Source organism: Streptomyces sp. NPDC059009, assembly GCF_042740175.1.
Classification (GTDB): domain Bacteria; phylum Actinomycetota; class Actinomycetes; order Streptomycetales; family Streptomycetaceae; genus Streptomyces.
In genome coordinates this window covers 35,413-49,689 of record NZ_JBHYJB010000039.1, presented here as the reverse complement: position 1 = coordinate 49,689, position 14,277 = coordinate 35,413, and the positions used below count along the sequence as shown (strand labels likewise).

The following is a 14,277-nucleotide window of genomic DNA, read 5'->3' as shown; positions in this document are numbered from 1 at the left end:
GTCGGAATATCGCCGGGGAATTTCTCTTTCCGGTTTCCCTGTCCGGTGGATACGGGTCCCAGGGCTCCCGATCCGGCCCGGCCCGCGGCCCCGCCGCGGTCCGGGCCGAGCCAGGGTCAGCCGGCGGCGATCACCTCGGTCTCCGGCACTCCCGCCGCGGCGGCACCGGCCGCGGCGAGCGCCTCGGCGATCCCGGCCACCGTCGGCGTCTCGTACAGCTCGTTGGTGGTCAGCCGCACCCCGAAGGTGTCGGTGATGCGCGCCAGCAGGCGGGTGGCGCGCAGCGAGTTGCCGCCCACGTCGAAGAAGGAGTCGTCGCGGCCGATGGCCGGCTGGTTGAGGACGTCGGTCCAGATCCCGGCAATGGCCTGCTCCACCGCTCCCTCGGGCGCCACGTGCTCCTTGCGGGCACCGGCCCGCTTGGGGCTGGCGTCGATGAGGAGCTGCGTGGTGTCGACGGCGCCGTTCGCATCGGTGGGGATGCGGGTCACCTCCACCAGGCGCACCGGTACGGGGATGCCGGTCAGCGCGTCGCCCAGGGCGGTCTGCACCGTCTTGGGGTCGATGCCGTCGGCGGTGTAGGCGAGCACGACCTCGCGGGCGCTCAGCTCGCCGGGCGCCAACTCGGCCTGGATCTGCGGGTTCTCGGGGTCGAGCCCGACCATCAGGTAGTGCTGCTCCAGACCCGCCGCGGTGAGGAAGAGCCGCAGGCCGGTCTCGGGGTCGATGGCCCGGTAGCCGCGCAGGCGTGCCGGTTCGGCGGACTGGCTCTTGTTGACGCCGACGCCGGTCCACATGGACCAGGCGAGGCATTGCACATCGCGGCCGCGGTCGTGGCGCCAGTGGTCGGCGAAGCCCACCAGGAAGGCGCTGGCCGCCGAGTAGGCGCCGAAGGAGTGGCCGCCGAACTCGCCGTTGACCGAACCGAACAGCACGAGGGAGGCGTCCGGCCTGTCCTCCAGGACCCGGCCGACGGCGAGGGTGCCGCGCACCCGCGCGTGGTACAGGTCGACGAAGGTGTCGTGCGTCTCGCGGACCAGGGCGTGGTCCTCGAGGTTCTTCCACTGCGAGGTGGGGTCGGCGGCCGCCAGGTGCAGCACGCCGTCCAGGCTCCGGCCGAAGTGCTCCTCGGCCTCGGTGACCGCGGCCTCCAGGGCCTCGGCGTCGGCGACATCCAGCTGCCGGTAGAGCACGGACCCGAAGTCGGAGAGGTCCTGCAGCCGTTCGGCCTTCTCGCCCTGCGGCTCGGAGCGGCCCACCAGGAGCATGCTCAGTCCGTAGCCGGCCAGGAGGTAGCCGGCCAGGTCGCTGGCGATGCCGCCGAGTCCGCCGGTGACCAGGTACAGGCCGCCGGTCTTCACGGGCGGGGCGCCGTTCGCGTCGGCCTCGTCGACCGGGCGAAGGCGCGGCTGCCAGCGCTTGCCGGCACGGGCGGCGACCACTCCGGAGTGGGTGGGGTCGGCCAGTTCGGCGCGGAGGGCGGCGGACCACTGGTCGGTGGCGGCGGGCAGGTCGAGCTGGCGGATGGTCTCCTTGGGCAGCTCGGCGACGGCGGTGCGGATCAGGCCGGGCAGGGCGCAGGTGCCCAGGTCCAGGGTGTCGCCGTCCTGGACGTGGACGGCTCCCTGGGTGAGGACGAGCAGCAGCGGGTGGCCGTAGGTGCCGTCGGCGAGGGCCTGGATGACGGCGGTGACCTCCTTGCTGGTGGCCTCGAGCCGGTCGGCGGGCGCGGTGGTGCCGTCGGAGCCGGGCAGGCTCCAGGCGAACACGACGGAGTGCAGCCGCCCGTAGACCGCGGTGACCTCGGCGAGGACCCGGCGCACATGGTCGGCGTCGCCCGGCACGACCCGGTAGTGGTCGGGCTCCTGCTCGGCGAACGCCTCGCCCCGGCCGACCACCACGACCTGCTCGTCGGCCAGGCCGAGCAGCGGCAGGTGCTCCGCCTCGGCGAAGACGACGCGGGGGCCGCAGTCGGTGTCGAAGTGGAGCCGGGTCTGGCCATCGGCGGTGCGCGCGACGGCGTCGGGCAGCTGGGCCCACTGGCGCTCGAAGTACCAGGTGGGCGGGGCGGTTTCGGCCTCCGGCTCCGCGTCCTTCTGGATCTGGTCGTCGAACTCCCCGGCCTTGAGGGCCTTCACCAGGGCGGCCCGCTGGATCTTGCCGCTCGCGGTCTTGGGGAAGTCGGCCTCGGCGACCGGCACGAGCAGGTCGGGGGCGATGCCCGCTTCCCGTACGAGGGTGGCGCGCACGTCCTGGAAGGTCTGGTCGAGCGACGCCTGGTCCCAGCGGGCCGGCACGAAGAAGATGACCAGCCGGTCGGAGCCCTCGCCGGGCTCGCTGACCCCGGCGGCCGCGGAGAAGGTGACGCGGACCCCGTCGACCTGCTCGACCAGGCTCTCCAGCTCGTGGGCGACGAAGTTGGCGCCGCGCACGATGATCTGGTCCTTCTTGCGGCCCGCGATCACCAGTTCGCCGTCGTGGACGAAGGCGAGGTCACCGGTGCGGAACCAGCCGTCGGCCGTGAACGACTCGCGGTTGGCCTCGGCGTTGCCGTAGTAGCCGGTCATGATCGTGACGCCGCGGATCTGCAGCTCGCCGATGCGGCCCTGGGGCAGCAGGTTGCCCTTGTCGTCGACGACGCGGATGGTCACGCCGGGCAGCGGCCTGCCGACGGTGGAGAAGGACACCGCGTCCGGGCCGCCCAGGCTCGACTGGTCGAGGATGCGCAGCTCGCCCTCGAAGGAGGACGGGGCGACGACGACGGTGCCCGCGGTGTGGTCGTCGCGGTTCTGGGTGGCGTAGGTGACGCCCGAGCAGGTCTCCGACATGCCCCACACCGGCATGACGGCGTCGGCGGGCAGGCCGTGCGGGGCGAGGAGTTCGGCGAAGCGGTGGCTGGTGGCGGCGATGACGGGCTCGCCCGCGTTGTCGAGCTCCTTGACGTGGGAGAGGTCCCAGGAGCGCTTGCCGATCTCCTCCGCGTACTCGTTGACGAGGTTGAACGCGAAGTTGGGCGCCCAGGTGTTGGTGGCCCCGTACTGGTCGAGCCAGTCGAGCCAGCGCAGCGGGTCGCCGAGCACGTCGTTGATGCGGCCGTTGACGTGCAGGCAGCGCAGGAACATGTCGCGGACGTTGAAGTAGACCATCGTGACGTGGTCGAGCGGCATCCAGATGAGGCTGACGTCGTCGGACGTGTAGCCCCGGCCCTGGGCGACGGCCCACGCGCGGTGCGCCACCGAGTGGTTGGCGTGCTGGACGCACTTGGGCATGCCGGTGCTGCCCGAGGTGAGCAGGTTGATGACCGGGGAGTCCCCCGTGGTCGCGTACCAGGCGGTGTCGGGCGCGTGCTCCAGGAGCTGCTCGACGGTGAGGATGCGCACCGTCGACTCGCCCCACAGCTCGCGGACCTCGGTGAGCGCGGGCGCGGTCGCCTCGTCGGTGAGCACGACGGGGTGGTCGAGCAGGTCCCAGGCGCCGCGCAGCTTGCGGTTGGACTCGTTGGGCGCGGCGTAGGTGGTGGCGACGGCGACCGGGGTCGGCACGAACCCGCCGAGGATGCACGCCCAGAAGGCGGTCATGTAGGCGCGGTGGTCGTCGAACTGGAACAGCGCCGCGTCCCCGGGCTCCAGGCCCGCGCTCCGCAGTCCGCCGAGGACCCGCTGGGCCTCGGCGAGCAGCTCGGGATAGGTCTGCATGTCGGGCTCGCTGCCCGCGCGCAGATAGATGGTGCCCTTCTCCGGGGCGAGTTCGGCGGCTTCCTTCAGCGCGGCCTGCAGGGTGACGGGCGCGCCCTCGGGGATGCGCAGCTCACCGCCGTCGATCTTGGAGGACGGCGCGTCGGTACGGATGCGCGCGACCGGCGCCGGGTCCTTGGCCGGGGCGGCCTGCTCAGCGGGAGCGGCGGGCTGCGCCTCCTCGGAGGCGGCGGCGGGGGCCGCGGCGCGGGCGCCCTGGCGCACGACGGCCACGGCCTCGCGGACCCCCGGCACGGTGCGGGCCCGCGCGGCGAGCCCCTGCACCCGGGCCTGGTCGAGCGATTCGTACGCTTCGGACATCGCCATCACTTGCTCCCTGCCGTCTGCGGCGCCGGCAGCGTCCGGCTGATGAAGTCGACCAGCTCGGCGGCCTGGCCGAGGAAGTAGAAGTGCCCGCCGTCGAACAGGCGCAGGTCGAAGGAGGCGTTGGTGAGCTCGCCCCAGCCCTGCAGGGTGTCGAGGGGGGCGCGCGGGTCGTCGTCGCCGCTGATCACGGTGATGGGGCTGTCGAGCGGGGCGCCCGCGGCGACCGTGTGGTTCTCCCACAGCGTGAAGTCGGCCCGCAGGGTCTCCAGGAGCGACTCCATGACGTCCTCGTCGTCGGCGATCTCCTGCTCGATGCCGCCGAGCGAGACGACCTCGGCGGTCAGCTCCTCGTCGGTGAGGTCGTGCAGCCGCCGGACGCGGTGCAGGGTGCCGGGCGCGGGCTGGGCGGACAGGAACAGGTGCGCCGGCTGCGGGCCGCCCTTGGCGTGCAGGGCCTTGGCGACCTCGTAGGCGAGGATCGCGCCGCCGGAGTGCCCGAAGAACGAGAACGGCCCGTCGAACACGGGACGCAGCGCCTGGGCGAGCACCTTCACCAGCGGGGCGACCTTGGTGGCCGGGTCCTCGGCGATCCGGTTCTGTCGGCCGGGCAGCTGCACGGCCACCAACTCGATGTCGGACGGGACCAGTTCGGCCCACTCGGCATAGGCGCCCGCACCGGCGCCCGCGTGCGGGAAGCAGATCAGGCGATGGCGGGCTTCGGGGCGCCTGGCCCGCCATATCCAGGGGGTCTCGGCGACCAGGTCCGCGCTGTCCACGGTCATGCGCTCACACCTCATAATCAGGTTCTTACGAATGCGAAAAGCGAATTGCCTCACGGAAGTTCGCCTGCGGAAAAAACGCCCGTCCGGTGAATTCATGAACCGGATTTCACGGGGGTGACGATCAACTCGGGTGGCACGTGCGCAAAAAGGTTCCGCCGCCTTCTCGCGGCAGCCCACCGGCCGTCGGAAAGGAGGTCACATACGTCGCGTCTCCAGCTCGTCGGCGAACCGCAGCCAGTGGTCGGCGCAGCGCCGCGCGGCCTGGACGAGCGCGGCGGTGCGGTGGCCGGGCACGCTCTGCGCGAGCCGGCGCCACTTCGCCTCGTCGCCGATGGAGTGGAGGCTGAGCAGCTGCAGCAGCAGCCGCCCGGAGTCGGTGCGCAGCGAGGGGTCCTTGCGCATGTTCGGCAGGAGCGGACCGAGCGCGGCGGCGACGCGGGCGGGGACACGGGAGATGTCCCGCTCCACCGGCCGGCGGGCAGCCGTGACGGGCAGCCGCTCCTTGGGGGTGTGACAGCGGGTGGGCACGGGGTCGAGTCCCTGCCGGATGCGGTCCCGTACGTCCTTGGCGGTCGCGGGCGCGATGCCGGCCCGCCCGGCGATCTCGCGCAGCGACGCACCGGGGTTGGCGGCGATGATCTGGCCGGCGCGGCGGCGCCCGTCGGCCGCCCGCAGCGGCCGCACCCTGCCGTCACGCCCCACTCGTGCGTTCGACTGCTCGCTTCCGCCGGTCGAACGGCGCCGGATCGCGGCGACGGTGCTGGCGGCCAGGCCGGTGATGGCGGCGATGCGCCGGTCCGACCAGGTGAGATGGGCCCGCAGGATGCGGGTGGTGGCGGCCGTGCGGTCGGCCTGCGACAGCGGCAGCCCGCTGTCGACGTTCAGCCGCACCGCGAGGGCGAAGACATCCTCCTCGCCGCCCTCGAAGAACTCGGCCTCGATGGACTCGTCCCCGCGTAGCCGTGCGGCGCGCAGCCGGTGCATGCCGTCGACGACGCGCATGGTCGCGCGGTGCACCAGGATCGGCGGCAGCGCGCGCTCCAACTGCGCGAGCGCACGGACGTGTTCGAGGTTCTCGCCGTCGACCCGCGGCGAGTCGGCGGGCAGCAGTGCGTCCAGCGCCACCGCGGCGCGCCCCCCGGCGGCCGGGGCGCCGCACTCGGCGGTCACGGTCGCGGACGTGGCTGGAACCAGATCGAGACTCATCACTCACCCTCCCCCGTGGTTCAAGGCCAGTCGGCCAGGGCCGTAGCAACCCGTCCACGAAAAATACCAGTGCGCGGGTTTTTTTTCGAGCCCTTTGTGGCCTGTTTCGCGCGGCTCGCGCGCCGCGCACGCCCGGCCCTTGGACCAGGGGAAAACGCCCGCAGCCGCGCCCGGGGGACGGGGAACACGGCTGCGGGAGCTGGTGTGACCACACGGAACAGGGGACGGCCATGCGAAGACGGGGCGCCCTGTGTCGGTAGCGAGATGATCAAAACATACCGGTTTCCTGGTTTGCCAGACCGTACGACGTGCGCTCTTGCGCACGACGTACGTATGGCCGTACAGTGTTCGCAAGAACGGTCGGCCAGCACCATCCCCCGGGTGCGGCCGGCCGTCCGAACCGTCCCGGCAGACCGAGGCGCGGCCCGGGCACGGGAACCGCCACCCGAGGAGCCTCCGGTGTTGAAGCAGGAACGCGCCGTGCGCACCCGCCGCTCCCTCGTCCGCACCGCGGCCGAGGAGTTCGAGCGCCACGGATTCATCCAGGCACGCCTCGCGGACATCAGCGCGGGCGCAGGAGTCAGCGCCGGGGCGCTGCACTTCCACTTCGAGCACAAGGCGGCGGTGGCCGCCGCGGTCGAGGAGACGGCGGCCGTGGCCCTGCGCCGCACGGCCCGGGCGGCCCAACTGCCGGGCGGGACCGCCCTGCAGCGGCTGGTCCGCACCACGCACGCCCTGGGCCGGCTGCTGCGCGAGGACGTCGTGCCCCGCGCCGGGCTCCAGCTGAGCGGTGACGACGCACACGACTCCGCGGTGAATCTGCGCGGGGAGTGGCAGAGCTGCGTCCGGCGCCTCGTGAACCGGGCCGCCACCGAGGGCCAGCTCGCCGCGCACGTCTCCCAACGGGACGTGGTGACCGTCGTGATGGCGGTGGCCACCGGCTTCGAGCGGCTCGGCCGCAGGAACACCGACTGGCTCTCCGCCCACCGGATCGACGGGTTCTGGGACCTCGTGCTGCCCTGCCTGGTCACGCCCGAGGCGCTGCGCTCCCTGGTCCCGGACCACGCCGAGTTCAGGACGCCCTTCCCCGGGCCGGGCAGCCCCGTCGTGCGCCCGCTGCCCGAGCACCTGTTCAGCGGCTGACGGCAGGACGGGCCGGGGCGCGTCGACCACTCACGCGCACCGGCCCGTCCCGTGCCGTCCCTGTTCCTTGCTCCCTAACTCCCTACTCCCTACTTCTTACGCCGTGCTCCCTACTCCCTGGCCGCGGCGCGCACCGGCCCCGCGCCGTCCCGCGCCCGGCCGAGGCTCGGGCGGCTCTTGGCGGCCTTGAGGTGGCCGGAGAGCTCGGCGATCGTCGCGTGCTGGAAGAGCAGGCGGATCGACGCCTCCAGCTGCAGGGTGCGGCGCATCCGGCCGATGATGCGGGTGGCCTTCAGCGAGTTGCAGCCCAGCGCGAAGATGTTGTCGTCGATGCCGACGCGTTCCACGCCGAGCACCTCCGCGAACAGCTCGCACAGCGCCTCTTCCTGCGGGGTGCGGCCCTTGCGGTAGCCGCCCGCGTCGTCGCCGCCCGACTCCGTGACGGCCGCCGCATCGACGGTGCCGTCCGCCGTGAGCGGCAGCTCCGCGAGCGCCACGACCGAGGCGGGCACCAGGTACTCGGGCAGCCGCCCGGCCGCGAAGGCCCGTACGGCGTCGGTGTCCAGCTCCCCGGCGGCGGGCAACGGCACGACGTAGCCGACGAGTTGCACGCCGCCGCCGTCGCCCTCCTGGGCGAGGACCGCGGCCTGTGCGACGTCCGGGTGGGCCGCGAGGACCGCCTCGACGTCGCCGGCGCGGACCCGGTGGCCGCGGATGCGCGGCAGGTCGCCGCCCGGGCCGACGTACTCCAGGGAGCCGTCGGCGCCGATGCGGGCCAGGTCGCCGGTGCGGTACATCCGGGCCCCGGCGGGCCCGTACGGGTCGGCGACGAACCGCTCGGCGCTCGCGCCCGGCCTGTCCTGGTAGCCGCGTGCCACGTCCCCGGCGACATACAGCGTGCCGGTGACGCCGTCGGGCACCGGCCGCAGCGCCGGATTGAGCACGTAGGCACCGGAGTCGGCGGCCGAGGAGGCGAGCGGCAGGCGGCCGTCGCCGCTGGCGTCCGTCGCGTCGTACGCCGCGCCGCGCACCGTACCGGCCGGGCCGTACACATGGACCACGCGCGCTCCCGGCACGGCCTGCCGGACGCGCCCGGCCAGCGAGCCGAGCAGCACGTCACCGGTGACCGCCACCGTGCCCGCCCGCAGCGGTGCGGTGGACTTGTTCAGCAGGTCCGCCAGGTACGGGGCGACGGTGCTGATCACATCGCCGCTCCAACCGCCGCTGTCCGAAAGGGACTTGGCGTCCTGGAGCACCTCGGCGCTGCTGCCCGCGCTCAGTGCGGCGAGCAGCTCGAAGGCGAGCGCGTCGGCGCCCGGGGAGGCCGCGAGCAGCCGCGTCCCGGCCGTGAGGCCCACGCTGCCCGCGAACCGCACCGCCTCGGCGGCCAGGGCCCGGTGGCTGAGCGCCGCCTTGCCCGGCGCGCCGTCGGCCGTGCCCGGCCGGCGCAGGGCCGCCAGGTGGCCGGGGCACAGCGGCGCGGTGCGGTCGGCGTCGCCCGGGTTGCCGGGGTCGACGCCGTCGCCGGGGCCCAGGATGTCCGCGACGTCCACCGCGGTGAGCACGTCCGCCGTGGCCGGCTCGGCGAGCAGCTGGTCGCGCTCCTGCTCGGCCGCCGGGTCGAGCAGCACATACCCGGCACCGGACTTGAGGGTGCCGAGCACCGCCACCGCGAGCTCCGCGGAGCGCGGCAGGGCGATGCCCACCACGGTCTCCGGGCCCGCGCCGCGCCGGGTCAGCGCCCGGGCGACGCGGTTGGCGCGGGCGTTCAGCCCCCCGTAGGAGAGCGAGCCCTCCGCGAGGACCAGCGCGACCGCGTCGGGGGCGTCGGCGGCCTGCCGCTCGAAGAGCGCGGGCAGCGTGTCTCCCGCGCCCTCGGCCGCGGCAGGTGCGCCGAGCCGGGCGCGTTCGGCGTCCAGGAGCACGTCGACCGAGGCCACCGTGCGGGCGGGGTCGGACACGAACTGGCCGAGCACCCCGTCCAGACGGGCAGCGATCGACTCGACGACGCCCTCGCCGAAGCGGCCCTGGTGGTATTGCAGGGTCAGCTGTACGTGCGGGTCGGTCTCGACGATCAGGGCGAGCGGGAAGTTGGCCGCGCCCTCCGCCTGGATCCCGGCGACCTCGAACCCGGCCGCCGCGGACGCCTCGGCGATCCCGGCGTGGTCCACCGGGTAGGACTGGAACGCCACCAGGGTGTCGAACAGCGTCTCCAGGCCGGTGGCCTGGTGGATCTCGGTGAGGCTGTGGTGATGGTGGTCGAGGAGGGCGGTCTGCCGTCCCTGAAGGTCCGTCACCAGGTCGGCGAGGCTGTCGCCGGGGGTGCAACGCACCCGTACCGGAAGGGTGTTGATGAAGAGCCCGACCATGGACTCCACGCCCGGCAGCGTCGCGGGCCGCCCGGAGACGGTCGCGCCGAACACCACGTCGCGGCGGCCGGTGAGCTCGCCGAGCAGCACCGCCCAGGCGCCCTGCACCAGGGTGTTGACGGTGACGCCGAGCTCGGAGGCGCGCGCCGTCAGCCGGCGCGAGAACTCCTCGGACAGGCCGAGCGACACCTCGCCCGCCCCGTCGGTGCTCCGCGCGCGCGGCGCCGTGGCCGGGGCGAGCAGCGTCGGCTCGTCGACCCCGGCGAGCTCCTCGGCCCAGGCGCCCGCGGTGACCTGCTTGTCCTGCCGGGCCAGCCAGGCCAGGAACTCCCGGTAGCCGCGCACCTCGGGCAGCGCCGCGGCATCGCCGTCGCCCGCGTACAGGCGGATCAGGTCCTGCAGCAGGATCGGCTCGGACCAGCCGTCGATGAGGACGTGGTGGGTGGTCAGGACGAGTTCGCTGCGGCCCTCGCCCACGCGGACGAGGGTGAGGCGGACCAGGGGCGGCACCGCGCGGTCGAAGTGCGCGGCGTAGTCCTCGGCGAGGAACCGCTCGAAGGCCGCCTCGCGCTCGCCGTCGGCGAGGCCGCTCAAGTCGACCTCCTGCCACGGCAGTTCGACGCCGTCGACGACGAGCTGCACCACGTTGTCCTCGGAGTCCGGCACGAAGGCGACGCGCAGGCTCGGGTAGCGGTCGAGCAGGGCCTGCCCGGCCGCCCGCATCCGCCCGGCGTCGACCGGCCCGGACAGGTGGAAGACGGTCTGCATCTGGTACGCGTCGTAGCCGCTGTCGCTCAGCGTCGACTCGAAGAGGATGCCGGACTGCAGCGCGGTCAGCGGCCAGACGTCGGCGAGGCCGGGGTAGCGCTCCTGCCAGGCCGCCAGGTCCGCCGGGTCGGGCGTGAGCAGCGGCTCGGTGGAGGCGGCGGCCGCGGTGGTGTCCGTGCCGGTGACCTCGGGGGCGAGCACGGCGACCGTACGGGACTGCAGGATCTGCCGGGGGCTGACCTCCAGGCCGCGGGCGCGGGCCCGGGTGACGACCTGGATGGCGCGGATGGAGTCGCCGCCGACGGCCAGGAAGTCGTCGTCGACGCCGACGCGTTCGACGCCGAGGACCTCGGCGAAGACGGCGGCGAGGATCTCCTCGCGCTCCGTTGCCGGGGCCCGGTAGGGGGCGCCGGTGCGCTGCGGCTCGGGCAGGCCGAGCCGGTCGAGCTTGCCGTTCGGGGTGAGCGGCAGCCTGTCCAGGACGACGATCGCCGAGGGCACCATGTAGTCGGGCAGCTTCGCCGCGGCCAGACGCGTCAACTCATCGGTGTCGACGGCGACTTGGGGGTCCTCGGGGACCACGTAGCCGATGAGGCGGCTGCCGTCCTTGGCGACGACGACGCTCTGCCGCACGGCATCGTGTGCGCGCAGCACCGCCTCGATCTCGCCGAGCTCCACGCGCAGGCCGTTCAGCTTCACCTGGAAGTCCGCGCGGCCCTGCAGCAGGAGCAGCCCGTCCGGCGTGAACCGGGCGAGGTCACCGGTGCGGTAGAGGCGCTCGCCCTGCACCGGCCCGTGCGACCACTCGAAGAACCGCTCGGCGGTCTTCTCCGGCTGGTCGAGGTAGCCGCGCGCGAGGCCGGTCCCGGCGAGGAACAGCTCGCCGTCGACGCCGGGCGGCACCGGCTGCAGCTCCTCGTCGAGGAGGTAGGCGCGCTGGTTGGCCATGGGACGGCCGTACGGGATGCTCGCCCACTGCGGGTCGGCCCGCTCGACCTCGTAGATCGTGGAGTGGATCGACGCCTCGGTGGCGCCGCCCATGACGATGAACCGCAGCTCCGGCGCGAAGGCGCGGACCCGGTCGGCGAGCGGCACCGGCACCCAGTCGCCGCCGAGCAGCGCGAGCCGCAGCGAGGCGAGCGGCCCGGCGCCGGTCTGCTCCACCTGGTCGGTGAGCAGGCCGAGGAGGGCGGGGGCGGAGTTCCACACGCTGACGGACTCGGCGCGGATCAGCTCGACCCAGTGCGAGGGGTCCTTGGTGCGGGCCGCCTCGGGCACGACGGCGGTGCCGCCCGCGATGGTCAGGCCGAGGAACTCGTACACCGACATGTCGAAGCTGGGCGACGACAGGGTGAGCACGGCGTCGCCGGGGCCCACGCCATAGCGGGTGTTGAGGTCGGCGAGGTTGTTGAGGACGCCGCGGTGGCGCAGCGCGATCGGCTTGGGCTTCCCCGTGGATCCGGAGGTATGGATGATGTAGCAGAGGTGTTCGGGGCCGGAGGTGGTCCCCACGTTGTGTTCGGGTCCGGCGGCCAGCGTCGCGGCGTCGCGGTCGACGAGCACGAGCGGGCGCCCGCCGTCCTGGTCCGCGGGCAGGTTCGCGGTCAGGTCGCTGCGGCTGACCATCACGGCGCAGGAGGTGCCGCCGACCATGGTGGCGATGCGGTCGGCGGGATAGTCCGGGTCGAGCGGCACATAGGCGCCGCCCGCCTTGAGCACGGCGAGCTCGGCGACCAGGAGCTGCGCGGAGCGGTCCAGGCAGAGGCCGACCCGCACGTCCGGACCGACGCCGAGGCCGCGCAGGTGGTGCGCCAACTGGTTGGCGCGCGCGTTGACCTGGGCATACGTGAGCCGCTCCGGGCCGTGGACGACGGCGATCGCGTCCGGGGCGCTGTCGGCGCGCGCCTCGAACGCCTCGTGCAGCGTGCCCTGGTTGGGCAGCTCGGTCTGCGTGGCGTTCCACTCGACGAGGACGCGGTGCAGCTCGTCGTCGGTGAGCAGCCGCAGCCGGGCCACGGCCCGCTCCGCGTCGCCGAGGGCGTCGGCGAGGAGGGTGCGGTAGTGGCCGAGCAGGCGCAGCGCGGTGGTGCGGTCGAAGAGACCGGCGTCGTAGTGGAGCGCCAACTCGGCGCCGTTTGCCATGAGTTGGAGCTCGTACGGAGCGCCGTCCCCGGCCGTGTCCGGGCCGGAGGTGAAGGCGACCGTGGCGGACCCCGTGGCGGGGCCGTGACCGGCCGTCAGGGCGTTGAGCGGTGCGTCTGCGGCGACGGTGAAGCGGAGCTCGCCGTCCGGGCGGGCCAGGGCGATGCGCTCCTGGCCGGTGTAGCGGTACAGGAGCGCGGCGAAGGCGGCCGCCTGGAGCTCGGCCGGCGCGGCCGCGGACGCCGCGTCGAGCACGGCGTGTTCGACGGCGGTGCAGCGGGGCGCGGCGGCGGGGCGGCGCGGCCGGTCGCTCGGCACGAGAGCGGGCGGCCACTCCTGTGATGCGGAGTCCTGGTGGCTGGCGGATGTCATCGGCGGGCTCCGATCAGGGACGCCTGGGCGTCCTCGAACTGCTCGGCGGGCAGCGGATACCGCGTGCACAGCCACCGCACCTCTTCATGGACGTTGGCGACCAGCAGAGGGTCGATCTGGTACTCGGTGTCGGTCAGCGCGTGGGTGTGCTGCAGGACCGTGTGCATCAGCTCGGCGCACTCGTGCATCTGGTCGGGGCCCATGCCGCGCTGGGCGAGGATGTTGGTGCCCAGGCGCAGCCCGCTGGTGACCAGGGGCGGCTTGGTGTCGCCGGGGATGCGGTTGCGGTTGGCGAGGATCCCGCACTCCTCCAGGGCGCGCTCGGCGACCACGCCGCTCAGACCGGTGTTGGAGGCGTCGATGAGCACCATGTGGTTGTCGGTGCCGCCGGTCAGGACCCGGTAGCCGAGGGCGTGCAGCTCCGCGCTGAGCGCCGAGGCGCTCGCCACGATCCGCGCGGCCGTCTCCTGGAAGGCGGGTTCGGCGGCGACCGCGAAGGCGCGGGCCTTGGCGGCGATGGACGCCGGGCTCGGGGTGCCCTGCGACTGCGGGAAGACCGCTCGCTGGATGAGCCGGTTCAGCGGGGTGCGGCCGTCGGGCCCTGGCGTCTGGAAGTCCTGGCCACTGAGGATCAACCCGCCGCGCGGGCCGCCCAATTGCTTGTAGGTGCTGGTCGTGGTGATGTGCGCGACGTCGACCGGGCTCGGGTGCTGTCCGGCCGCGACCAGACCCGCGATGTGCGAGATGTCCGCGAGCAGATACGCGCCGACGGAGTCGGCGATGGTGCGGAAGCGCTCGAAGTCCACCGTGCGGGGGTAGGCGCTCACACCCGCGATGATCACCCGGGGCCGGTGCTCCAGGGCGAGTTCGGCGAGGCGTGCGTAGTCGATGCGGCCCGCCTCGTCCAGGCCGTACGACACGGACGTGTAGTGGCGGCCGCTCACCGAGGCCCGCGACCCGTGGGTGAGGTGGCCACCCGCGTCCAGGTCGAGGCCGAGCAGGGTCTCGCCCGGCTTCATCAGCGCGGCCAGGACCGCGAGGTTGGCCGAGGAGCACGAGTGGGGCTGGACGTTCGCGTAGCGCGCGCCGAACAGTTCCTTGGCGCGGGCCACGGCCAGCCGCTCGACCTCGTCGAACTGGCGGGCTCCGGGGTGGTAGCGGGCTCCCGGGTAGCCCTCGGCCGTGACGTTCGACAGTGCGGCTCCGCCGGCGGCGAGCACCGAGGGGTCCGCGATGCTCGCCGAGGCGATCATCGCGAGCGTGGCCTTCTGCTGGCCCACCTCGGCGTCGAGCAGGGCCGCGAGTTCGGGGTCGCTGCGCTGCAGGGACTCGATGCCGACACGCAGCAGTTCCGCTTGCTCGCCCACCACACCTGGCTGACGGGTCATTTCACCTGTACCTCTTCTCGCGCGCTTCAGCACGCCTGGAAGGATC

Annotated in this window: 6 protein-coding genes; 1 reads left to right on the top strand and 5 read right to left on the bottom strand. The window is 73.6% G+C overall.

From position 1 onward, the window contains the following. Positions 1-116: 116 nt before the first annotated feature. The 3 genes from ACFWYM_RS32790 to ACFWYM_RS32780 form a co-directional block, all read right to left on the bottom strand. Positions 117-4,061: an SDR family NAD(P)-dependent oxidoreductase gene (locus ACFWYM_RS32790; protein WP_384845643.1), complete on the bottom strand. Its 3,945-nt coding sequence runs from the start codon at positions 4,059-4,061 to the stop codon at positions 117-119. Then, complete coding sequence (locus ACFWYM_RS32785; protein WP_384845641.1) at positions 4,061-4,843, bottom strand: thioesterase II family protein; 783 nt, start codon at positions 4,841-4,843, stop codon at positions 4,061-4,063. The genes ACFWYM_RS32790 and ACFWYM_RS32785 overlap by 1 nt, the downstream gene beginning before the upstream one ends. 195 nt (positions 4,844-5,038) lie before the next feature. Beyond that, complete coding sequence (locus ACFWYM_RS32780) at positions 5,039-6,049, bottom strand: streptomycin biosynthesis protein (RefSeq protein WP_384845639.1); 1,011 nt, start codon at positions 6,047-6,049, stop codon at positions 5,039-5,041. Positions 6,050-6,508: 459 nt separating this feature from the next. Here ACFWYM_RS32780 and ACFWYM_RS32775 point away from each other — a divergent pair, with 459 nt between their 5' ends. Beyond that, positions 6,509-7,192 carry a ScbR family autoregulator-binding transcription factor gene (locus ACFWYM_RS32775; protein ID WP_384845637.1) on the top strand — a complete coding sequence of 228 codons (684 nt, stop codon included), beginning with the start codon at positions 6,509-6,511 and terminating at the stop codon, positions 7,190-7,192. Between the two features lie 110 nt (positions 7,193-7,302). Here ACFWYM_RS32775 and ACFWYM_RS32770 read toward each other — a convergent pair whose 3' ends face one another. Both ACFWYM_RS32770 and glyA read right to left on the bottom strand, forming a co-directional pair. Then, the gene (locus ACFWYM_RS32770) at positions 7,303-12,843 is read right to left on the bottom strand and encodes an amino acid adenylation domain-containing protein (protein WP_384845635.1); all 5,541 of its coding nucleotides are present in this window, start codon (positions 12,841-12,843) and stop codon (positions 7,303-7,305) included. Further along, positions 12,840-14,231 (bottom strand): serine hydroxymethyltransferase, encoded by a 1,392-nt coding sequence (glyA, locus tag ACFWYM_RS32765; RefSeq protein WP_384845633.1) that lies wholly within the window; start codon positions 14,229-14,231, stop codon positions 12,840-12,842. The genes ACFWYM_RS32770 and glyA overlap by 4 nt, the downstream gene beginning before the upstream one ends. Between the last annotated feature and the right edge of the window lie 46 nt (positions 14,232-14,277).